We start from the raw sequence: 22,472 nt of genomic DNA, 5'->3' as shown, positions 1-22,472 counted from the left end.
GGGTGGAGGACAACCGCCGGGAGGTGGCCGTATGGAGTGCGGGGTCGTGCCACAATGCTGTGTCAGGTCCGTCGCGCTTCGCACGGCCTCACCGATCTCCGAGAGAGGCAACAGCCCCCAGCGGGCATCTGGGTCCATTGTCGCCACGCGTTCGTTCGAGAGGTGTTCGTGTCGCCTGCAAGTTCGACTCGCTCGAAGCCACAAGAGCTGAACGAGCCCGTCATTCAGCGACTGCTCGAGCGTGGGCGCTCGCAGGGTTTCCTCGAGTCTGAGGATGTCCGTCAGGCCTTCGAGGAGGCGGACATCCCCATGTCGCACGCCGCCGCGTTCTTGCGGAACCTCAGCAAAGAGGGCGTGACCGTGGTGGTGACCGCCGCGGATTCGGCTGCGCCGAAGAAGTCTCGTGGTCCAGCAAAGCGCCGCACCGCTGCCCCCGTCAAGACCAAGACGGCAGCGGCCGCCAAAGAGCAGCAGCCCGAGACCGTGACCGCGGTCGTGGGCGCCGCTGAGGCCGAGCCGGCCGCCAAGAAGCCGGCTCCGGCCAAGAAGGCCGCTCCCGCTCCGAAGAAGGCGGCTCCGGCCGCCGCCAAGAAGGCCAAGCCAGAAGTCAGCGCTGGGCCTGCCGAGACCAAGCCGAAGGCACCCGAGGGCCTCAAGGCGACCGACTCCGACGACGACGATCTCGAGCTCGACGGCGACGTGGAGCTGGAGGACCTCGAGGACATCGAGGTCGACGACATCGTGGCCGAGGACGACTCCGACTCCGAGGGTGACTCCGACTCCGACGACGACTCCGACGACGAGCCCAAGGCCGCCGACGTCGTCGCCGCCACCGCGGACAAGACCGAGGACGAGGTCCTCATCCTGTCCGACGACGACGACGACGCCCCGGTCGCCCAGGTGGCCGCCGCCGGCGCCACCGCCGACCCGGTGAAGGACTACCTCAAGCAGATCGGCAAGGTCCCCCTGCTCAACGCTGAGCAGGAGGTCGAGCTGGCCAAGCGCATCGAGGCCGGTCTGTTCGCCGAGGAGCAGCTCGGCGGCGGCGAGACCGACAGCCTGCCGGTCGACGTCCGGGCCGAGCTCGAATGGATCGCCGAAGACGGCCGCCGGGCCAAGAACCACCTGCTGGAGGCCAACCTCCGGCTCGTGGTCTCGCTGGCCAAGCGCTACACCGGGCGCGGCATGCTGTTCCTCGACCTGATCCAGGAGGGCAACCTCGGTCTGATCAGGGCCGTGGAGAAGTTCGACTACACCAAGGGCTACAAGTTCTCCACCTACGCCACGTGGTGGATCCGGCAGGCGATCACGCGTGCCATGGCCGACCAGGCGCGGACCATCCGCATCCCGGTCCACATGGTCGAAGTGATCAACAAGCTGGCCCGGGTCCAGCGGCAGATGCTGCAGGACCTCGGCCGCGAGCCCACGCCGGAAGAGCTGGCCCGCGAGCTGGACATGACGCCCGAGAAGGTCGTCGAGGTCCAGAAGTACGGCCGCGAGCCCATCTCCCTCCACACCCCGCTGGGTGAGGAGGGCGACAGCGAGTTCGGTGACCTCATCGAGGACTCCGAGGCCATCGTGCCGGCCGACGCCGTCAGCTTCACGCTGCTGCAGGAGCAGCTGCACTCCGTTCTCGACACGTTGTCGGAGCGGGAGGCGGGCGTCGTGTCGATGCGGTTCGGCCTCACCGACGGGCAGCCGAAGACGCTCGACGAGATCGGCAAGGTTTACGGGGTCACCCGTGAGCGCATCCGCCAGATCGAGTCGAAGACCATGTCCAAGCTGCGTCACCCGTCCAGGTCCCAGGTCCTGCGCGACTACCTGGACTAGGAGCCACCTCGTCGATCGCCCCGTCCGGAACCCTCCGGGCGGGGCGATCGCCGTTTCCGGGGGCGTCAGGCCGGGTCGGTGACGTGCACGTCGAGCAGCCAGGGGCGGTTCGGCCGGGCGGGTTCGGCGAGGTCGACCGTCCAGCCCAGGTTGTCGAGGGTCTTGGCCAGCTCGCCGGGCGTGCCGGGGGCCTCCTCCTGCTGGAGCAGGACGCGGGCGATCTCGCCTCGCGTGGCCTTGGCCATGTGGCTGACGACCTTGCCGTCGCGGAAGACGCGTACCGACACCGACCGGTCGCCGGGCTGCCAGGCCCCCGCGTACGTGGCCGAGCGCAGGTCCACCACCAGCCCCGGCATCCGGTCCAGCTCCTTGGCCAGGTGCGTGCGCCAGTAGGCGGCCAGGCCGCCCAGCGGCGGCAGGCTGACGCCCATGGACAGGCGGTACGGCGGCACCCGGTCGGAGACGCGCAACACGCCCCACAGGCCGGAGAAGATCAGCACGGACTCCTCCGCCCTGGCCCTGGCGGCGTCGTCCAGGGTGTTCAGGCCGAGGTTGTCGTACAGGACGCCGGTGTAGAGGTCGGCGGCGGGAAGGGTGGGCGCGGTCTTCAGCGCCGTGTTCTTGGCCGCCTCGCCCGCCAGACCGGGCGTCAGCCCGAGCACCTGCGCGGCGTCGCGGCGCTTGGAGGCCCGGATGAGCGCGGTCACGACCCGCTTGCGGGCACGGTCGAGCTTGGGGAAGGACAGCTCGCCGAGCGGCGGACCGCTCCCCTCGGCGGCCTTTCCTTCGGACGGCGGCAGCAGAATCAGCACAACCCCACACCCTAACGGGCCGGTCAGAGGGTGTTCGCGCTGGTCGGCTAGGCTGCGCGGATGAACGTCGACCTGCTGGTGCACCAGGCGTGGCCGGCCTACGAGCAGCGCGTCCACGACGGCTGGGTGCTGCGTTCCGCCGGCGGCGTGACCAAACGGGCGAACTCGGTGCTCGCCCTGAACGCCCCCGCCGACCTGGACGCCGCGATCGGCGCCGCCGAGGCGTTCTACGGCGAGCGGGGACAGAGCTGCGCCTTCTCCGTCGGCCCCGGCACCTGGGCCGGCCTGGACGCCGAGCTGGCCCGCAGAGGGTACGAGCTGGTCGATCCGACGGTCGTCATGGCCGGATCGCCGTCGGCCGAGCCGCGCGGCCCGGTGCGGATCGAGGACCATCCGTGGCCGGAATGGCTGGAGACCTGGTGGTCCGTAGACGGCAGGTACGGCGCCGGCCTGGAGGAGGCCGCCCGCATCTGCACCGGCGTGCCCGCCTGGTACGGGGCCGTCGAGGAGGACGGCGTGCCGGTCGCGGTCGGCCGGGTCGTGCCGCAGGGGGACACGGCGGGGATCTTCTGCATGGCGACGTTGCCGCGGGCCCGGCGGCGCGGGCTGGCCCGTACGGTGCTGCGCGCCCTGACCAGGCATGCCGGGGCGAAGAGCGCGTACCTGGTCACCACCGAGCCTAACCACGGGGCTCAGGCTTTGTACCGCGGCGAGGGTTTCCAGACCATCGGCCGATACCACTACCGCGTGCGAACACCGTGACCTGAGCCGTACGACCGGCCTGGACCAAAGGCGTGTGCACGGCCCGAACCACGCCGCGTGCGGAGGGTCTTGGCTCCGGCGCCCGGGCGGCCCTCTGACCACCGTGCGGGGGCCTGGCACACGGCAGGCACGGCCACCTGCGCCCCGTCTCCGTCCGCGTTCTGGATCCGCGTGTACGTGTGTCCAGGGCCACAGTCTGCGTGCGCCCGGACATCGCCTGCGTGTGGCCTGATTCACCGCCTGCGTGTGCCCTGGACCACCGTCTTCGCGCAACCCGGCGACCGCCTTCGCGCACCCAGCCCTGCCTGTGCGCGGTCTGGCCACCTACGTGCGTGTGACCTGAACCATCGCTTGCGGGCGCTCTGACCACCGCCTGGACAGGGCTGAACGACGGGGCTGAACGCAGAACGGCGATCCCGGCGTGGTGTGCCGGGATCGCCGAACTGGTCGTGCAATATGTGGTTATGTGATCACAACGAACGCGTCAGCGGTCGTCGTTGGGGTTCATTGACGGGGTTTCGCTGAGGCGAGCCGACTCGTCCAGGATGTCGGCGCCCTTTTCGCGCAGCGCTGCGACGTGCTGACGCCCATGGTGGGCGCAGAACAGCAGCTCCCCACCAACAGGCAGGGTCGCGCGAATGTAGGCCTGGGCGCCGCAGCGGTCGCAGCGGTCGAGGGCCGTCAGCGGCTTAACGGGGGCGAGAGCTCCAGTCACGTATCGCCTTTCGGGTCACCCCCGCCGAAGCGAGGATCTGGCGTCAGTCACTTGAGACAACATCTAACCGGACGTGGACGTTCCCAACCTCCGCCTCGCTACGCCCAGAGCAGAATGTGTCCGAAAGTAATGGTGATCAGCCGGTTGGTAACGGCAAACGTGTCGCCATGGCAAGCTTGTACGCGCGCCTGAGGGAAGAACGGTAGGCTACGCACACGTGTTCGATGCTTAGACCAGGGGAGCAAGAGTGACGGTAGTGGAGGCGGGTTACACAGCTCGTCACCTGTCGGTGCTTGAGGGCCTCGAGGCCGTACGCAAGCGGCCGGGCATGTACATCGGGTCCACCGACAGCCGCGGGCTCATGCACTGCCTCTGGGAGATCGTGGACAACGGGGTCGACGAGGCCCTGGCCGGCCACTGCGACCGCATCGAGGTCGAGCTCTACGCCGACGGCTCCATCGAGGTGCGGGACAACGGCCGCGGCATCCCCGTTGACATCCACCCCAAGACCGGCCTGGCCGGCGTCGAGCTCGTTTACACCAAGCTCCATGCCGGCGGCAAGTTCGGCAGCGGCTCCTACGGCGCCTCCGGCGGCCTCCACGGCGTGGGCGCCTCCGTGGTCAACGCCCTGTCCTCCCGGCTCGACGTCGAGGTCGACCTCGACGGGCGGGTCCACGAGATCAGCTTCAGGCGCGGCGTGCCCGGCGTCTTCGACGGCGACGGGCCCACGGCCAAGTTCAAGAAGAAGTCCGGGCTGCGGATCGGCGGCAACCTGCCCAAGAACGTCACGGGCACCCGTGTGCGCTTCTGGGCCGACAAGCAGATCTTCCTGCCCGACGCCGAGGTCTCGCTCGACGAGATCCACGTGCGCCTGCGGCAGACCGCGTTCCTGGTGCCCGGCCTGACCCTGGCGGTCTTCGACAGCAGGGGCGAGGAGCGTACCGGCGAGGAGTTCCGCTTCGACGGCGGCATCTCCGAGTTCACCGAGTTCCTGGCCCGCGACGAGCCCGTCTGCGAGGTGCTGCGGCTGCAGGGCGTGGGCCACTTCCACGAGACCGTGCCGGTCCTCGACGACCAGGGCCACATGACGCCCACCGAGGTGCAGCGCGAGCTCACCGTCGACGTGGCGGTCCGGTGGGGCAAGGGTTACGAGTCGACCGTGCGCTCGTTCGTCAACGTGATCGCCACGCCCAAGGGCGGCACCCACCTGACCGGTTTCGAGCGCGGCCTGGTCCGCACGATCAACGAGCTGCTGCGCGAGACCCGGCTGCTGAAGAGCGGCGACGACCCGGTCAACAAGGAGGACATCTCCGAGGGGCTGACCGGCGTGGTCACCGTCCGGGTGCCCGAGCCGCAGTTCGAGGGGCAGACCAAGGAGGTGCTCGGCACCTCCGCGGCCACCCGCATCGTCTCCCACGTGGTCTCGCGCGAGCTCAAGGAGCTGTTCGCCAACCCGCCGCGCGGGTTCAAGCAGCCGCTGCGGGCCGTGCTGGAGAAGATCGTCGCCGCTGCCAAGGCCCGCATCGCGGCCCGCGAGCACCGCGACAACCAGCGGCGCAAGAGCGCCCTGGAGAACTCCGCGCTGCCCGCCAAGCTGGTCGACTGCCGCAGCGACGCCGTCGACCGCAGCGAGCTGTTCATCGTCGAGGGCGACTCCGCGCTCGGCACGGCCAAGCTGGCCCGCGACTCCGAGTTCCAGGCGCTGCTGCCGATCCGCGGCAAGATCCTCAACGTGCAGAAGGCGTCCGTGAGCGACATGCTCAAGAACGCCGAATGCGCCGCGATCATCCAGGTGGTGGGGGCCGGGTCGGGGCGTTCGTTCGACATCGAGGCGGCCCGCTACGGCAAGGTCATCCTCATGGCCGACGCCGACGTCGACGGCGCGCACATCCGCTGCCTGCTGCTCACCCTGTTCCACCGCTACATGCGGCCGATGGTGGAGGCCGGCCGGGTGTTCGCGGCCGTGCCGCCGCTGCACCGCATCGAGCTCACCAACCCCGGGCGCGGCAAGGAGAAGTACATCTACTGCTACTCCGACGCCGAGCTGCAGAAGGTCCTGCGCGACCTGGAACGGCGGGGCAAGCGCTGGAAGGACCCGGTGCAGCGGTACAAGGGCCTCGGGGAGATGGACGCCGACCAGCTCGCCGAGACCACGATGGACCCGCGGCACCGGGTGCTGCGCCGGGTCCGCATCGAGGACGCCGAGGGGGCCGAGGCCATCTTCAGTCTGCTCATGGGGAGCGACGTGGCGCCGCGACGGGAGTTCATCGTCAGCAGCGCGGCCGAGGTCGACCGCGACCACATCGACGCCTGAGCCTGGAGGCTCTCACCCGGGGTCACGTATCTGGCCCCGGGTTTCGCTGCCACCGGCTCAAGCAAGGGCCCAGGTTTCAGGGGCCTTGCGCCCATGTCCGCGGCGCTGCCGTGCTGCAACCTCGCCGGCAGAACGCCACCGGGTTCCAACGCGACGGAGCTACTGGGGCCGCCGAATGTCACGTCACCGCGCCTCAATCTGGCCCCTGGGCTCAAGGTGATGGCGGCGTCATCGGGCCAGGCGGGAGGACGCCGGATTCCGGGTGTCATCGGGCCAGCGCGACGCCGGGCTCAGGAGGACGCCGGATTGGGGCGGCATCGGGCTCAAGGCCGGCATCGGGTTCAGGAGGACATGCAGGGCCTCGGAACGCCCCCGGGCAGCAGGGTTTCTGGCCCAAGGAGGTGTGGCGTTGCCGGCGGATGGCGCGCGGGCTGGCTTGAGGAAGTCCTCATGGGAGGTCGGGCGGAGCTCCCGGCCGATGCTCGGGCGCTGCACGTTTGGTAGGGCGCGGGGCTGCTTGGCAACCCCGGCGACCCCGTCTCGAAGGGTTCTGCCCAGGTCGGAAGGGGCCCGTCGCTTCCGCCGCCAGACGGCCGCCCTGGCGGCACGCCGGTCACAGGGCGTTCAGGGGGCGCTTGCGGTGATGCGCTCTCTGTCGCACGTGGTCTTTCGCAGGCACCTCGGTCTCGCCCGCCACCGACGGTTCGGCCGGCTGGGATGGGCTTCGTTGGCAGCGCAGCGCGCCTCAGGTTCTGTGTCCGCTGCAGAGATGCGCAGCGGGTGTGGGCCGCTCGGGCCCGTTCATGGCTCCGCCTAGAGCCCCGACCGGTGCTGTGGGCGTGTCGGCTTGGGGCGTCACCCGGAACCTGCGCCGCCTCGGTGTGCCCGCGCAGGACGTGGGAGCCGGTCATCACGGTGGCCGCCGGTAAGAGCATGTCGCGCCTGGGTCAGCGAGGGCCTTGGACCAGCTTCGTCGTCCGGCGTCGCACCGGCACTGGCCCCAAGGCTCTCAGAGCCTCACGTAGGGCTTCTGAGGTCACGGCTGGGGTCCGCGTGCTAGTAGGGCGTTCTGGAGGCTCCTGGGGCCTCGTGGACTTCCGCACGCAACCCTTGCGGACGGTGATCGCCAGTTACGTAGTGTCATCCACGGGTGGGCGGGGTACGGGCGGGACGCAGCCGTTTCGCGGATTACCTCCTGGGACGAGCCCTGCCAGATCCCCCGACGAAGTTCACGGCCCCGATGGGCGGGGGGAGAGGAACGGCGATGGGGGTGACCGCGGGGGCGGCGGTGGATCTGGGGGCGGCGCGCATGCAGATGGCGTTGTCCCTCGGCTGGCACATCATCATCGCCTGTCTCGGCGTCGGCATGCCCGCCATCACCCTGCTGGCCGAGTGGCGCGGGCATCGCACCGGGGACAACAACTACCGGCTGCTGGCGCGACGCTGGGCCAGGGCGCTCGGGGTGCTGTTCGCGGTCGGCGCGGTCTCGGGGACGATCCTGTCGTTCGAGATGGGCCTCCTGTGGCCGGGCATGATGGGCGTGTACGGCGAGGTCATCGGCCTGCCGTTCTCCCTGGAGGGCATCGCGTTCTTCGTCGAGGCCATCTTCCTCGGCATCTACCTGTACGCCTGGGACCGCCTGCGTCCCGTCCCGCACCTGCTGACCGGGATCCCGATCGTGCTGGCGGGGGTGGCCAGCGCGTTCTTCGTGGTCGCCGCCAACGCCTGGATGCAGCAGCCCACGGGGTACGAGGTCGCGGGCGGCCGGATCGTGGCCGTCGATCCATGGGCGGCGATGTTCAACCGGGCCACGCCGCCCCAGACCGTGCACATGATCCTGGCGGCGTTCATGGTGGCCGGGTTCCTGATGGCCGGCGTGTACGCGCTCGCCATGCTGCGCGGCCGGCGCGACCGCTACCACCGGCTCGGCCTGCTGCTGCCGCTCACGGTCGCGGCGGCCGTCACGCCCGTGCAGATCGGCGTCGGCGACTGGGCCGCGCACTTCGTGGCCGAGTACCAGCCGGTCAAGCTGGCCGCCATGGAGGGCGTGTTCCGCACGGGCCGGGGCGTGCCGCTGCACCTGGGCGGGATCGCGGTGGACGGCGAGCTGAAGTACGCCCTGGAGATCCCCTACGGCCTGTCCCTGCTGGCCCACTGGAACCCGCACGCGGAGATCGCCGGCCTGGAGCAGGTGCCGCTCGCCGACCGGCCGCCGGTCAACATGGTGCACTGGGCGTTCCAGATCATGGTGCTGGTGGGCTTCGGGCTGCTGCTGCTCGGGGCCTGCCTCGCGCTGTCCTGGAAACGGCGGCGTGACCTGCCGGAGTCCCCGTGGTTCCTGCGCGCCGCCGCGCTGTCGGGCGTGGCCGCCGTGCTGGCGCTGGAGAGCGGCTGGGTGGTCACCGAGGTCGGACGCCAGCCGTGGATCGTGTTCCGGGTGATGCGCACGGCGGAGGCGGTCAACCCCGCGCCGGGCCTGGTGTACGGGTTCGCGCTGGTCACGGCCGTCTATGTGGCCCTGACCGTGGCCACCGTGTACGTGATGCGCCGTCTGTCCCGCGACGTGCCGGTGCCGCTGGCGCCGCAGGAGCCCGACGTCACCGGCTACAAGGTCGTGTGACGATGCCGCTGCCGCAGATCATGCTGGCCGTCCTGTGGGTCGGGCTGACGGCGTACGTCCTGTTCGGCGGCGCCGACTTCGGCGGCGGCGTCTGGGACCTGCTGGCGGGCGGCGCCGAACGCGGCCGGCGGCGGCGGGACCTGGTGGAGCACTCCATCGGCCCGGTCTGGGAGGCCAACCACGTCTGGTTGATCTTCGTGATCGTGCTGGCCTGGACCGGCGTGCCGTCGGTGTTCGCCTCGGTCGCCTCCACCCTCTACATCCCGCTCACGCTGGTGGCGCTGGGCGTGATCGGGCGCGGCGCGGCGTTCGCGTTCCGCAAGGTCTCCGCGCGGCTCTGGCAGCGGCGGCTGTTCGGCGCCACCTTCGCCTTCTCCTCGGTGGTGACCCCGTTCTTCCTCGGCGCCGCGGCGGGCGGCATCGCCTCCGGCCGGGTGCCGCCCGGCGTCGCCAAGGGCGACCTGGTCGGAAGCTGGGTCAACCCCACGTCGATGGCGGTCGGCGCGCTGGGCGTCGGCACGGCCGCGTACCTGGCCGCCGTCTACCTGACCCGCGACGCCCAGCGCGGCGGCCAGGAGGACCTGGCCGAGGAGTTCCGGCGGCGGGCGCTGGGCTGCGGGGCGGTGGTCGGCGTGCTGGCGGCGGTGAGCCTGCTCGTGCTGCGCGCCGACGCGCCCGCCCTGTTCGCCGAGCTGACCACCGGCCGCGCCCTGCCGCTGCTGGCGCTGTCGGTGCTGGCCGGGCTGGCCTCGCTGGTGCTGCTGTGGCGGCGGGCCTATCTGGCGGTACGCCTCAGCGCCGCGCTGGCCGTGACCGGGCTGCTGTGGGGCTGGGGCGTGGGGCAGTACCCCGTGCTGCTCCCCGGCCTCACCCTCGACCAGGCCGCGGCCACCGACGCGGTGCTGGGGGCCAGCCTGGGCTCGCTGGCCGTCGGCGCGGTCCTGCTGGTCCCGTCGTTGTGGTGGTTGTACGCCACCTTCCAGCGCGAGCGCGGCGAGATCAGTCGCCGACCGGCGTGAGCAGGCCCGTGCGCACGTCGTAGATCGCGCCCGTCACCGGCATGTCGGCGGGCAGGAACGGGGTCGTGCGGATGCGGGTGAGGTCGTGGCGCAGCGCCTCGCCCTGGTCGGGGACGGTGTGGAACTCCAGGCTGCGGGTGTCCACCCCCCGGGCGCTGGTCAGGTCGTGCACGTCGGCGTCCGTCACCTTGGTCATCCCGCAGTCGGTGTGCGGCATGACCAGGACGCGCTCGACGCCCAGCAGGTACACGGCGAGGACCAGCGTGCGCAGCACGTCGTCGGTGACCCGCGCACCCGCGTTGCGCAGGATCTTGGCGTCGCCGGGCTGCAGGCCCAGCAGGCCCAGCGGGTCGATGCGGGAGTCCATGCAGGTCACCACGGCAAGCCCGCGGGCTGCCCGGCCGGTGAGCCCGGAGTCGCCGAAGTCCTTGGCGTACTTCGCGTTGGCGGCATACAGGTCGTCGAACGCAGTCATGCCTCAGATCTTCCCTTACGTCCCAAAGATGATGCTTTCCGGGGTGGCGACTGGCGCGAGTTCCCGAAGGTCCCACGAAAATCACTCACCTTGAGTGATGATGTCGTCACCATCTGTACGCCGTCGAAGAAGGTCAGTCGTGAGTAGGTCCGAATCGCTCGCCGCGTATCTCCGCGCTCAGGCCCGGCGCCGCCTCGACCGTGTGGAGTCCAACGACGACGGGCGCAACGCCAGATGCGCGCTGGCCCTGCTCGACACCGCCGCGTACGCCGCCGGCCTGCCCGAGGACGACCCCATCATCCTCATGCTCGACCAGGCGGGCTGCTACGGGCCGCTCGGCTGCGAGGAGTTCGACCCGGGGGAGGCCGGGGTCCGGCTGATCCGGTCGTGGACCGGCGGCGAGCCCCACGAACTCCTGCTCGCCCTGCCCGCCGCCATCGAGGCCGCCGCCTCCGCCTGACCGTGTTCAGGCTGCGGTCAGGCCCTGTCAGGCCGTGGGCTCGTTCCCCGGCCGCCACTTGATGCCGCAGCCGATCGAGGCGCGCTGCTCGGCCGGGACGGGATCGCCCGCCAGCAGCGCGTCGACCGCCGCGCGCAGCGAGGAGCCCGTCACCGGGACCGAGTTGCCCGGGCGCGACCCGTCGAACTCTCCCCGGTAGACGAGCCGCAGGTCGCCGTCGTAGAGGAAGAAGTCGGGCGTGCAGGCCGCGCGGTAGGCCTTGGCGACGTCCTGGGTGTCGTCCAGCAGGTACGGGAACGGGAACCCCGCGCGCCGGGCCTGTCCGGCCAGGTGTGTGGGATCATCGTCGGGGTAGTTCACGCTGTCGTTGCTGCAGATGCCCACCACCGACAGCCTGGAGCCGTAGCCCGCGGCCAGCGTGCCGAGGCCCGTCTCGATGTGCCGTACGTAGGGGCAGTGGTTGGACAGGAAGACCACGAGCGTGGCGGGAGAGCCCTTGAGGTCCGCGAGCGAGACGCTGCCGCCGTCGATGGCGGTGAGGTCGAAGGCGGGCGCGGGAGTGCCCAGGGGAACCATGAACGAATTGGCAGCCATGACCCTCATTCTCGTCGGCCGGGGCGCCGGCGAAACAAGTCCAGGAGGTGAATGATGGCCGGCATCGCGGAGTTCCGCACGACGGTCCTCGACTGCCCGGAGCCGCGGGCGCTCGCCGAGTTCTACTCGCGCCTGCTCGGCTGGCCCGTCACGTACGAGGACGACAGCTGGGTGGTCGTCGAGGACGGCGGCTCGCCCAAGCGCCTGGCCTTCCAGCGCGTGCCCGGCCACCGGCCGCCGACCTGGCCGGAGGGCGATCGGCCGCAGCAGCTCCACATCGACGTCACCGTCACCGACATGGACAAGGCCGAGCGGCAGGTGGTGGAGATCGGCGCGACCAAGCACGAGCGGCAGCCGAGCGAGGACGACAGCTTCCGGGTCTTCCTCGACCCCGCCGGCCACACGTTCTGCCTCTGCCGCGACTGACCGGACGCCCGCCGTTCAGGTCTCCCTGAGCCGGCGGAGGGGGCCGAGGCCGCCCTCCGCCGGCCGGGGATCACTCCGCCTCGGTCACCGGCGGCGCCGGCGCGTCGGCCTGCGGCCCCGCAGCCAGGGCGCCGCCGACGGCGCCGATGGTGTGGGTCAGCCGCACGCCGGAGCCGTCGCGGCGGCCGATCTCCTCCGGCAGCGGCACCGGCTTGCCCACCGCCGACACGGCCTTGGCGGGCGCGGGGCCGGCCCAGGCGAGCAGCAGCTCGTCCTCGCCCTTCAGGAACCGCTGGGCCCGCACGCCGCCGGTGGCCCGGCCCTTGGCAGGGAACTCGGCGTAGTCGGAGACCTTGCCGCCCCCGACCTGCGTGCCCGGCAGCGCCGTCGAGGACCCGGCCACGGTGACCACCTGCGCCGGACGCGAGGGGTCGACCACGCCGAACCAGATCACCCGGGCGCCGCCGTCGAGCCGGATGCCGGCCATGCCGCCGGCCGGACGCCCCTGGGGACGCACCAGCGAGGCCGGGTAACGCAGGAGCTGGGCGTCGGAGGAGATGAAGACCAGGTCGTGGTCCTCGGAGTCGAGCTCGGCGGCGCCCACCACGGTGTCGCCGTCCTTGAGGGTGATCACTTCGAAGTCGTCGCGGTTGGCCGGGTAGTCGGGCACCACCCGCTTGACCACGCCCTGGGCCGTGCCGAGCGCCAGCCCGGGGCTGTCGGGGTCGAGCGAGCCGAGGCCCACGACCTTCTCGTCGGGCTGCAGCGAGACGAACTCGGAGACCGGATGGCCGCCCGACAGCGTCGGCGGGTTGGCCGAGGGCGGCAGCGTCGGCAGGTCGACGACCTGGACCCGGATCAACCGGCCCAACGACGTCACCACGCCCACCTCGCCGCGTACGGACGTGCGCGCCACCGACACCAGCACGTCGTGCGCCGAACGGTCGCCCTCACCCGCCAGCGGAGCCGCGTCGGAGGTGCGGGCCAGCAGCCCCGTGGAGGACAGCAGCGCCCAGCACGGGTCGTCGGCCACCTGGAGCGAGGCCACCGGCGTGCGGGCCACGCCCGGCGCCTCCAGCAGCACGGTACGGCGCGGCGTGGCGTACTTCTTGGCCACCTCGGCCAGCTCGCCCGAGACCACCTGCCGCAGCTTCGCCTCCGAGGACAGGATCTCGGTGAGCGCCGCGATCTCCTCGCTCAGCGTCTGCTTCTCCTGGTCGAGCTCCAGCTTGTCGAACCGGGTCAGCCGGCGCAGCGGCGTGTCGAGGATGTAGGCGGCCTGGATCTCGGTCAGGTCGAAGACCTCCATCAACCGGGCGCGGGCCTGCGCCGAGTCGTCGGAGGAACGGATGACCTGGATGACCTCGTCGATGTTGAGCAGCGCGATGATCAGGCCGTCGACCAGGTGCAGGCGCTCCTCGCGCTTGCGCCGGCGGTACTCGGACCTGCGCCGCACGACCTCCAGCCGGTGGTCGACGTAGACCTGCAGCAGCTCGCGCAGGCCGAGCGTGCGCGGCTCGCCGTCGACCAGGGCGACGTTGTTGATGCCGAAGGTCTCCTCCATCGGCGTGAGCCGGTAGAGCTCCTCCAGGACGGCCTCGGGGATGAAGCCGTTCTTGATCTCGATGACCAGGCGCAGGCCCTTGTGCCGGTCGGTGAGGTCCTTCAGGTCGGCGATGCCCTGGAGCTTTTTGCTGGTCACCAGCTCCTTGATCTTGGTGACCACGCGCTCGGGGCCGACGTTGTAGGGCAGCTCGGTGACGATGATGCCCTTGCGCCGCGGCGTGATCTGCTCGACCGCGCACCTGGCCCGCATGCGGAACGTGCCGCGCCCGGTCTCGTAGGCGTCGCGCACGCCCTGCAGCCCGATGATCGAGCCGCCGGTCGGCAGGTCGGGGCCGGGCACGAACTTCATCAGCTCGTCGAGCGTGGCGTCGGGCTTCTTGATCAGATGGCGGGCGGCGGCCACGACCTCGGCGAGGTTGTGCGGCGCCATGTTGGTCGCCATGCCGACCGCGATGCCGGTGGTGCCGTTGACCAGCAGGTTGGGGAACGCCGACGGCATGACCGTGGGCTCGGTCTCCTGGCCGTCGTAGTTGGGCTTGAAGTTGACGGTGTCCTCGTCGAGCGACTCCACCATGAGCATCGCCGCCGGGGCCAGCCTGGCCTCGGTGTAGCGCATGGCGGCCGGCAGGTCGTCGGGGGAGCCGAAGTTGCCGTGGCCGTCGACCAGCGGCAGGCGCATCGAGAACGGCTGTGCCAGGCGCACGAGGGCGTCGTAGATGGCGCTGTCGCCATGGGGGTGGAGCTTGCCCATGACGTCGCCGACGACGCGCGAGGACTTGACGTGGCCGCGCTCTGGACGCAGGCCCATCTCGCTCATGGAGTAGAGGATGCGCCGCTGCACCGGTTTGAGGCCGTCGCGAGCGTCGGGCAGAGCCCGCTGGTAGATCACCGAGTACGCGTACTCGAGATAGCTCTTGCGCATCTCGGAGGAGACGTCGATGTCGACGATCCGCTCCTCGAAGTCCTCAGGCGGGGGTGCAGTCGTACGTCGGGCCATGTCGAACATTGTGCCGAAGAGACTCGGGTGCCCGCGACTCGTCGGCGCGCCGCCCTGCTCTTGACCAAGCAATTGCTTGGGTCTTACCGTCGGAGGCGAGGACCCCGTCCACCCGCCTCCGGAGGCTTCGCCATGATCGAGTTCCATCCCGTGACCAAGCACATCGGCGCCGAGGTCACCGGGGTCGATCTGCGCAAACCCCTCTCCCCGGAAGACGTCGCGACCCTGCGCGAGGGGTGGCTGCGGCACCTGGTGCTGTTCTTCCGCGACCAGCACATCGACGACGAGCAGCACCTGCAGTTCGCCCTCAACTTCGGCACGATCAACCATCCGGCGTTCAAGAAGGACTCCGGCAGCCCGATCCACATCCTCGACCAGACCTCCCCGAAGGGCGAGGGCGGGGACGAATGGCACAGCGACAACACCTTCGAGCCCACGCCGCCGATGGGCTCGCTGCTGCGCTGCATGCAACTGCCGAGCGTGGGCGGCGACACCTGCTGGGCCAACACCTACCTGGCCTACGAGACGCTGTCGCCGTCGATCCAGCGGCTGTGCGACGAGCTGACCGCCGTGCACGACATCACGATGTCGATGAAGAAGGCGATCTCCAAGGGGCACCCGTTCGACCTGGCCGAGATCCAGGCCAAGTGGCCGCCGGTGGAGCGCCCGGTGGTCCGCGTGCACGCCGAGACCGGGCGCAAGGCCCTGTTCGTCAACCGGGCCTCCACCACCCGCCTGGTGGGGCTGAGCGACCGGGAGAACGAGGCCCTGCTGCCGCTGCTCATCGACCACATCCGCTCGCCCGAGTACCAGTGCAGGCTGAACTGGCGTCCCGGCACGCTGGCCTTCTGGGACAACCGACCCACCCAGCACTACGCGGTCGCCGACTACACCGAACGCCGCCGCATGCACCGCGTCACGATCAACGCCTTCCCCGAGCACGCGGACGAGGAGCGCCTCACAGCTTGAGCGCGGCCCAACCTGACAGGGCGAAGAACAGGAACAGCAGCGTCTCCACGCCGTAGACGATGTTGCGTCCGGTCGGGCCGACCAGCACGTACGCCACGGCGGCGAGCGTGCACCCGACCACGAGGAGCACGTCCACCACCCCGAGCACGATCGCCAGCGCGAGGCGCACCAGGAACCACAGGAAGCCCAGGCCGAACCAGCTCGACATCGTGGAGTCGTCGTAGGCCCACCTGGACAGCGCCATGGGGGAGTAGAAGGAGGTGTCCCAGTACTCCTGCCAGCGCTCCCCGATGCCCGCCGACCGCTCCTTGACGGTGGCCTGGGCGTTCTTGAACTCGATGGTCCGCACGGCGCCGTTCGTCACGTCGATGAGCACCTGCCGGCGGACGACCTGGATCACGGCCGTGCCGTTCACCACGGCCATGAACTCGCCGGAACCGCTGTTGACCTTGTAGATGTGATCGAAGCCGGCCACGTCCGGCTTGTCCGGGCTTCTGCGGGCGTCGCGGACGACGACGTAGAAGGCGTCGTCGTCGGCCTCGGGCAGGTTGTACTCGGCGCCGATCGAGAAGATGCCGACCGGCGTGACCAGCGAGGTCTCCCCCGAGACCTGCACCTTGCCGTCGCTTCCCCATTCCAGCTTCACCGGCAGGAAGGCGGGGTGGTAGGACGCCTTCACATCGGTCCCGGCGCAGCCCGCCGTGGTGAGGATCATGACGGCCAGCACCACCCGGGCCATCATCTCGAAGTGATCTTTCGTGTTCCTCCGGCGACGCGTCGCCGCCGGTACGACCGGGGTGTGGACAAGCCCCGTCATCAGCCCTCCTGGGGGGCGAAAGCGCTTGACGTCTGCTCAACGTTCCGTCCGGCCCCCCGGTTCCGCACGGCGGACCCCGCACCTTCGTCCGGGCGGGGACGCGCGGTGGGCCTGTTCCGTCGGTGGAAGCTGGTAATAAGGGGGGCATGATTGAAGCCCCCGACGCGGCGATGCTGCGCGAAGAGGCCGAGGAGCGGCTGCGGGCCCTGGCCGGCGACCACGCCCGGCTGCGAGACGACCAGTGGTCCGCCATCGAGGCGCTCGTGCTCGACCGGCGCAGGGTGCTCGTCGTGCAGCGCACCGGCTGGGGCAAGTCCGCCGTCTACTTCGTGGCCACCGCCCTGCTGCGCGAGCTCGGCGAGGGCCCCACGGTCATCGTCTCGCCGCTGCTCGCCCTCATGCGCAACCAGATCGCCGCCGCCGAGCGCGCCGGCATCAGGGCCGTCACCATCAACTCCGCCAACCCCGAGGCGTGGGAGGAGATCTACGGCCAGGTCGCCGAGGGCATGGTCGACGTGCTGCTGGTCAGCCCCGAGCGGCTCAACAACCCCGACTTCCGCGACAACGTGCTGCCCGAGCTGGCCGAGAGCGCCGGGCTCGTGGTCGTCGACGAGGCCCACTGCATCTCCGACTGGGGCCACGACTTCCGGCCCGACTACCGCCGGCTCGCCACGCTGTTCGACGAGCTGCCGCCCGGCATCCCGGTGCTGGCCACCACCGCCACGGCCAACGCCCGCGTCACCCGCGACGTCGCCGAGCAGATGGGCGAGGGCACGTTCGTGCTGCGCGGCCCGCTGGAGCGCGAGAGCCTCCACCTGAGCGTCGTCAAGCTGCCCTCGGCCGAGCAGCGCCTGGCCTGGCTGGCCCAGACCCTGCGCGAGCTGCCGGGCTCCGGCATCGTCTACACGCTCACCGTCGCCGCCGCCCACGAGATCGCCGGCTACCTGCGCGAGCAGGGCCACGAGGTGGCCGCCTACTCCGGCCAGACCGACCCGGCCGAGCGGCTGGCCGCGGAGGAGGCGCTGCTCAACAACAAGATCAAGGCGCTGGTCGCCACGAGCGCGCTCGGCATGGGGTTCGACAAGCCCGACCTGGGCTTCGTCGTGCACGTCGGCGCGCCGCAGTCGCCCGTCGCCTACTACCAGCAGGTCGGCCGGGCCGGGCGCGGCGTCGAGCGGGCCGAGGTCATCCTGCTGCCCGGCACGGAAGACCGCGAGATCTGGGCCTACTTCACCTCCCTGGCCTTCCCGCCCGAGCCCGTCGTGCGCGCCACGCTCCAGGCGCTCGAACAGGGCGGCGTGATGTCCACCCAGGCCCTGGAGACCGCGGTCGACCTGAGCCGCAGCCGCCTGGAGATGATGCTCAAGGTCCTCGACGTCGACGGAGCCGTGCGCCGGGTCAAGGGCGGCTGGGAGTCCACCGGCGAGCCCTGGGCCTACGACAGCGAGCGCTACGCCCGCATCGCCGCCGAGCGCAAGGCCGAGCAGGACGCCATGCTGCGCTACCTGACCACCGAGGAGTGCCGCGAGCAGTACCTGCGCAGGCACCTCGACGACGACACCGCCACGCCCTGCGGCCGCTGCGACAACTGCACCGGCCGCCACCGCTCGCCGGAGATCGCCGCCCAGGCCGTCGAGACCGCCCGCGAGCGTCTGAGCAGGCCCGGCGTCGAGATCGAGGCGCGCAGGCAGTGGCCCACCGGCCTGGCCGACCTGTCCGGCAGGATCAAGCCCGAGCTCGGCGCCGAGCCGGGCCGCGCGCTCGGCCGGCTGACCGACATCGGCTGGGGCAACCGGCTGCGCGAGCTGCTCGCCGGAGCCGACGGGCCGATGGCCGACGACATGTTCAAGGCCGTCGTCCAGGTGTTGTCGGCGTGGGACTGGCAGGAGCGGCCGGTGGCCGTGGTCAACGTGCCGTCGGCCACGCGCCCGCAGCTCGTGCGCGGCTTCGCCGAACGGCTGGCGCAGGTGGGCCGGCTGACCTACCTGGGCGAGCTGGGCTACCGGGCGGGGTCGCCCGGCCGGCAGTTCAACAGCGCCAAGCGCGTCCAGGCGATCAGGGGCACGCTGGCGATGCCGAAGGACCTCGGCGCCGCGATCGCGCAGTGCGGCGGCCCGGTGCTGCTGATCGACGACCGCGTGGACACGGGCTGGACGATGACCCTGGCGGCGGCCCTGATCCGGCACGCCGGCGCGCCGGCGGTGCTGCCGCTCGCGCTGGCCACCACGTCCTGACCGGCGGAAGGAAGCCCGGCCGGGGCAGGGGAAGCTCGGCCGGGGAGCGGGTCAGAACGGCGGGCGCGCGCCCAGGTGCATGATGGCCTTGGCGGCGAGCCGGCACGCGGCGGCCAGCGACTCGGCCGGCGGCTTGCCGGCCAGCCACGGCGGCAGGAACCCGGCCGAGAACGCGTCACCCGCGCCCGTGCCGTCGACGATCTTGTCGACCGGCTCGGCGGCCACCCGGACCGGGTCGGGGCGGCCGTTGCTGAACCACAGCGCGCCCTCGGCGTTCATCTTGATGACGACCTGCGGGAACCACGCGGTGAGCACCTTGGCGGCGGCCTCGGCGTCGTCACGGCCGGTCAGCACCTTGGCCTGGTCGATGTTGGCGAACAGCAGCTTCGCGCCGTTGGTCCATTCGAGGAACGGCTCGGCGCCCGTGCGCTCCAGCGGCGCCGAGGAGGCGCAGTCGACCGAGATCGACATGCCCGTGCGGCGCGCCATGTCGAGCGCCGCCAGACCGGCGTCGCGCGAGCCCTCGTTGACCAGCGTGTAGCCCGAAAGGTGCAGGTGGGCGCCCGAGGCGAACAGGTCGCGCGGCAGGTCTTCGGGGGACAGGGCGGCGTTGGCGCCCGGGTCGGAGAGCATCGTGCGCTCGCCCTTGTGCGTGACGAGCACCACGCAGGTGCCCGTGGGCCGCTCGGGATCCATGACGAGCCGGGCGTCGACGCCGTAGCCCATCAGCTCCATGTCGCGGTTGCGGCCGGTGATGTCGGCGCCCCGGCGGCCGATGAAGGCCACCTCCGCGCCCTCGACGGCGAGCCACGAGGCGATGTTGGCGCCGGAGCCGCCGCCGTGCATCGTCACGATCGCGGGCGTGTCACTCGCCCTGGCGAGCGCGTAACGGGCGCGCGCGACCGCGTCGGTCATGAGATCGCCCACCACGACGACCCGCGTCATGATGCCACCACCTTGCTGCCTTCAGAACGACCCTGGCCACGGCAAAACTAACAGCTTCCGGGCTGTTCGTGGGGCTGACCCCGGACACCGGGCAGCAGTCGATGCACAAGCGTTGCCCAAGAGGCCCGCCGGTCTTGGCATGTGGGATGCGGGTTTACGCTCGTGGCGTGGAGGCACAGTATCCGGCTCACTGGGAGGCCGACGTCGTCCTGGCCGACGGAGGCACCGCGCACGTGCGCCCCATCAGGCCCGCCGACGCCGACCGTCTGCGTGCTTTCTACTCCCGTCTGTCGGCCGAGTCGATCTATTTCCGGTTCTTCGGCCCACGGCCCCGGCTGTCCGACCGCGACGTCGAGCGCTTCACCAACGTCGACTACGTCAACCGCGTGGCCCTCATCGCCACCATCGGCGCCGAGATGGTCGCGGTCATCCGCTACGACCGCACCGAGCCGGGCGAGGCCGAGGTCGCCTTCCTGGTCGAGGACGCCCACCAGGGCAGGGGCGTGGCCTCCGTGCTGCTGGAGCACCTGGCGGCCACGGCCCGCGAGCGCGGCATCGAGCGGTTCGTCGCCGACGTGCTGCCCGCCAACATGAAGATGATGGGCGTCCTGCGGCAGGCCGGCTACACCGCGCAGAGCCAGTTCGCCGACGGCGTCGTCCGCATGACCCTCGACCTGACCCCGACCGAGACCTCGGCCGAGGTGACGACCTCGCGCGAGCACCGCGCCGAGTCGCGGTCGATCGCGCGCCTGCTGGCCCCCGGCTCGGTCGCGGTCATCGGCGCCTCGCGCGAGCCCGGCGGCGTCGGCCAGACCGTCCTGCGCAACCTGCTGGCGGCCGACTTCACCGGCCCGGTCTACCCCGTCCACCGGCAGGTGCGGGCCGTCGCGGGCGTGCGGGCCTATCCCAGCGTGACCGAGATCGACGGCGAGGTCGACCTGGCGGTCGTGGCCGTGCCCGCCGAGGGCGTCCTCGACGTGGTCAAGGAGTGCGCCGAGAAGGGCGTGCACGGGCTGGTCGTGGTCTCCTCCGGGTTCGGCGAGACCGGCGCGTCCGGCCGCGCCCGGCAGGACGAGCTGGCCCGCATCGCCCGCTCCTACGGCCTGCGCGTGGTCGGCCCCAACTGCCTGGGCATCGCCAACACCGACCCGGCCGTCAAGCTCAACGCCACGCTGGCCGCCACCGTGCCGGGCCGCGGAAGGGTGGGCTTCTTCAGCCAGTCGGGCGCGCTCGGCACCGCGCTGCTCCAGCGCGTGGCCCAGCGCGGCATGGGCATCTCGTCGTTCGTCTCGGCCGGCAACCGCGCCGACGTCTCGGGCAACGACCTCCTGCAGTACTGGGAGGAGGACGCCGCGACCGAGGTCATCCTGCTCTACCTGGAGTCGCTGGGAAACCCGCGCAAGTTCACCCGGCTGGCCAGGCGCATCGCGCGCAACAAGCCGATCGTGGTGGTCAAGAGCGGCGGCACCCCGGCCGGCCACTCGGCCGAGGAGCTCGGGCTGCCCGACTCCGCGATCAGCTCCCTGTTCGCCCAGGCCGGCCTGATCAGGGTCGACGACCTCATCCAGCTCTTCGACGTGGGCCAGCTGCTGGCCTACCAACCGCTGCCCGCCGGGCCCAGGGTCGCGCTCGTGACCAACTCCGACGCCCTCGGCCTGCTGGCCGCCGACTCCTGCCTGGCGGCCGGCCTCGAACCGCGCCCGCCGGTCAACCTGGGCGCCGCGGCCGGGCCGGCCGAGTTCGGCGCGGCGCTCGCCGGCGAGCTGGCCGCCGACGAGGTCGACGCGGCCGTCGTCATCTACATGCCGCCGATCCCCGGCGAGTCGGACGAGGTGGCGGCCGAGCTGCTGCGCGTCTCGCAGGGGTCCGCCAAGCCGGTGCTGGCCACGTTCCGCGGGCATCTCGGCATGCATCCGTCGCTGCGTGTGCCCAGCGGCTCCGGCGGCACGCCCGCGCGGGGCTCCATCCCGTCGTACGCGGCTCCGGAGGAGGCGGTCAGGGCCCTGGCCCACGTCGTGCGGTACGCCACCTGGCGGGCGCATCCGGCCGTGCCGCCGCCCGAGCTCGACGGCCTCGACACCGCCCGCGCCCGCGAGCTGGTGCTGGCCGCGCTGTCCGGCGCCCCTGCCCCGGCGGGTGAGGAGCCGGGCGGGTTCGCCGAGCCGGGCCCGCCGGTCGAGATCGACGCCACCGAGCTGCTGTCGTCCTACGGGCTGACCGTCTGGCCCGCCGAGGTCGTCCGCTCGCCGGAGGAGGCCGTGGCCGCCGCCGAACGGCTCGGCTGGCCCGTGGTGCTCAAGGTGGCCGACCCGGGGGCCTCGCGCCGCGCGGGCACCGTACGCCTGGGGCTCACCGGCCCCGAGATGGTGCGCCATGCCTACGCCGAGTTCGCCGACCAGCTCGGCGAGCGGGTCGAGCTGGCCGTGCAGCGCATGGCGCCGCAGCCGGCCGTGCCCACCGTCGTGGGGGTCGTCGAGGACCGCGCGTTCGGGCCGGTGGTCTCGTTCGGGCTCGGCGAGGTGACCGCCCGGCTGCTGCTCGACCAGGGCTTCCGGCTGGCGCCGCTGACCGGCGAGGACGCCGCAGCCCTGGTGCGTTCCGTACGCGCGGCCCCGCTGCTGTTCGGCGAGTACGGCTACCCGCCCGTCGCCGTCCCCGCCCTGGAGGAGCTGCTCGTCCGCGTGGGCCGCCTGGCCAACGACCTGCCGCAGGTGGCCCGGCTCGACCTCGACCAGGTGCTGGTGGGCGAGTCGGAGGTGCTGATCCTGGGCGCCCGCGCCACCCTGCGCACCCCGGCCGGACCACGCCTGGACGGCGGCCCGAGAAGGCTCTCCTGACCGCGCGCACAATGTCGTTCATGTCTAGACAAAGACGTTCATAGAGCGTTATGTCTGGCGGGTGAGTGCACTGCGCGGCC

Annotated in this window: 17 protein-coding genes; 10 read left to right on the top strand and 7 right to left on the bottom strand. The window is 71.4% G+C overall.

Translation table 11 applies throughout. The annotated features are described in order from the left end of the window. Positions 1-168 precede the first annotated feature (168 nt). A complete protein-coding gene (locus tag ACIBQ6_RS45030) occupies positions 169-1,830 on the top strand; it encodes an RNA polymerase sigma factor (RefSeq protein ID WP_397218914.1) in 1,662 nt (553 codons plus the stop codon). A gap of 65 nt (positions 1,831-1,895) precedes the next feature. Here ACIBQ6_RS45030 and ACIBQ6_RS45025 read toward each other — a convergent pair whose 3' ends face one another. Continuing rightward, entirely contained in the window at positions 1,896-2,642 is a 747-nt protein-coding gene (locus ACIBQ6_RS45025) for a YaaA family protein (RefSeq protein ID WP_397218913.1), read from the bottom strand. 60 nt (positions 2,643-2,702) lie between these two features. Here ACIBQ6_RS45025 and ACIBQ6_RS45020 point away from each other — a divergent pair, with 60 nt between their 5' ends. Further along, entirely contained in the window at positions 2,703-3,404 is a 702-nt protein-coding gene (locus tag ACIBQ6_RS45020; RefSeq protein WP_397218912.1) for a GNAT family N-acetyltransferase, read from the top strand. A gap of 484 nt (positions 3,405-3,888) precedes the next feature. Here the strand turns inward: ACIBQ6_RS45020 and ACIBQ6_RS45015 are convergent, their stop codons facing one another. After that, the gene (locus ACIBQ6_RS45015; protein WP_125639804.1) at positions 3,889-4,119 is read right to left on the bottom strand and encodes a hypothetical protein; all 231 of its coding nucleotides are present in this window, start codon (positions 4,117-4,119) and stop codon (positions 3,889-3,891) included. A 247-nt stretch (positions 4,120-4,366) separates the two neighbouring features. Here ACIBQ6_RS45015 and ACIBQ6_RS45010 point away from each other — a divergent pair, with 247 nt between their 5' ends. The 3 genes from ACIBQ6_RS45010 (at position 4,367) to ACIBQ6_RS45000 (ending at position 10,072) form a co-directional block, all read left to right on the top strand. Then, a complete protein-coding gene (locus ACIBQ6_RS45010; RefSeq protein WP_352327648.1) occupies positions 4,367-6,433 on the top strand; it encodes a DNA topoisomerase IV subunit B in 2,067 nt (688 codons plus the stop codon). A gap of 1,264 nt (positions 6,434-7,697) precedes the next feature. Further along, positions 7,698-9,053, top strand: coding sequence for a cytochrome ubiquinol oxidase subunit I (locus ACIBQ6_RS45005; RefSeq protein ID WP_397218911.1), 1,356 nt, complete (start codon positions 7,698-7,700; stop codon positions 9,051-9,053). Between the two features lie 2 nt (positions 9,054-9,055). Further along, a complete protein-coding gene (locus tag ACIBQ6_RS45000; protein WP_358284261.1) occupies positions 9,056-10,072 on the top strand; it encodes a cytochrome d ubiquinol oxidase subunit II in 1,017 nt (338 codons plus the stop codon). Here ACIBQ6_RS45000 and ACIBQ6_RS44995 read toward each other — a convergent pair. Next, positions 10,053-10,547 carry a carbonic anhydrase gene (locus ACIBQ6_RS44995; RefSeq protein ID WP_358284263.1) on the bottom strand — a complete coding sequence of 165 codons (495 nt, stop codon included), beginning with the start codon at positions 10,545-10,547 and terminating at the stop codon, positions 10,053-10,055. The two genes, ACIBQ6_RS45000 and ACIBQ6_RS44995, sit on opposite strands and share 20 nt — an antisense overlap. 139 nt (positions 10,548-10,686) lie before the next feature. On the opposite strand from ACIBQ6_RS44995, the gene ACIBQ6_RS44990 reads away from it, so the two are divergent. Continuing rightward, a complete protein-coding gene (locus tag ACIBQ6_RS44990) occupies positions 10,687-11,007 on the top strand; it encodes a hypothetical protein (protein ID WP_352357718.1) in 321 nt (106 codons plus the stop codon). A gap of 27 nt (positions 11,008-11,034) precedes the next feature. Here the strand turns inward: ACIBQ6_RS44990 and ACIBQ6_RS44985 are convergent, their stop codons facing one another. Continuing rightward, entirely contained in the window at positions 11,035-11,601 is a 567-nt protein-coding gene (locus ACIBQ6_RS44985) for a thioredoxin family protein (protein WP_358284265.1), read from the bottom strand. Positions 11,602-11,652: 51 nt separating this feature from the next. Here ACIBQ6_RS44985 and ACIBQ6_RS44980 point away from each other — a divergent pair, with 51 nt between their 5' ends. Then, positions 11,653-12,027 (top strand): VOC family protein, encoded by a 375-nt coding sequence (locus ACIBQ6_RS44980; protein ID WP_397218910.1) that lies wholly within the window; start codon positions 11,653-11,655, stop codon positions 12,025-12,027. A 70-nt stretch (positions 12,028-12,097) separates the two neighbouring features. Here ACIBQ6_RS44980 and ACIBQ6_RS44975 read toward each other — a convergent pair whose 3' ends face one another. Further along, complete coding sequence (locus tag ACIBQ6_RS44975; protein ID WP_397218909.1) at positions 12,098-14,590, bottom strand: DNA topoisomerase (ATP-hydrolyzing) subunit A; 2,493 nt, start codon at positions 14,588-14,590, stop codon at positions 12,098-12,100. Between the two features lie 132 nt (positions 14,591-14,722). Here ACIBQ6_RS44975 and ACIBQ6_RS44970 point away from each other — a divergent pair, with 132 nt between their 5' ends. Then, positions 14,723-15,559, top strand: a complete 837-nt coding sequence (locus ACIBQ6_RS44970) for a TauD/TfdA family dioxygenase (protein WP_358284271.1) — start codon at positions 14,723-14,725, stop codon at positions 15,557-15,559. Here ACIBQ6_RS44970 and ACIBQ6_RS44965 read toward each other — a convergent pair. Beyond that, complete coding sequence (locus ACIBQ6_RS44965) at positions 15,549-16,376, bottom strand: hypothetical protein (protein WP_397218908.1); 828 nt, start codon at positions 16,374-16,376, stop codon at positions 15,549-15,551. The genes ACIBQ6_RS44970 and ACIBQ6_RS44965 overlap by 11 nt on opposite strands. A gap of 146 nt (positions 16,377-16,522) precedes the next feature. Here ACIBQ6_RS44965 and ACIBQ6_RS44960 point away from each other — a divergent pair, with 146 nt between their 5' ends. Then, entirely contained in the window at positions 16,523-18,610 is a 2,088-nt protein-coding gene (locus ACIBQ6_RS44960; RefSeq protein ID WP_397218907.1) for a RecQ family ATP-dependent DNA helicase, read from the top strand. A 51-nt stretch (positions 18,611-18,661) separates the two neighbouring features. Here ACIBQ6_RS44960 and ACIBQ6_RS44955 read toward each other — a convergent pair whose 3' ends face one another. After that, entirely contained in the window at positions 18,662-19,555 is an 894-nt protein-coding gene (locus tag ACIBQ6_RS44955) for a carbohydrate kinase family protein (RefSeq protein WP_397218906.1), read from the bottom strand. A 167-nt stretch (positions 19,556-19,722) separates the two neighbouring features. On the opposite strand from ACIBQ6_RS44955, the gene ACIBQ6_RS44950 reads away from it, so the two are divergent. Then, positions 19,723-22,392 (top strand): GNAT family N-acetyltransferase, encoded by a 2,670-nt coding sequence (locus tag ACIBQ6_RS44950; protein ID WP_358284279.1) that lies wholly within the window; start codon positions 19,723-19,725, stop codon positions 22,390-22,392. The last annotated feature ends 80 nt before the right edge of the window (positions 22,393-22,472 follow it).

This window comes from Nonomuraea sp. NPDC049655 (assembly GCF_044465465.1).
Taxonomy (GTDB): domain Bacteria; phylum Actinomycetota; class Actinomycetes; order Streptosporangiales; family Streptosporangiaceae; genus Nonomuraea.
The sequence above is the reverse complement of the archived record's forward strand: the minus strand, read 5'-3'. Positions and strand labels throughout refer to the sequence as shown.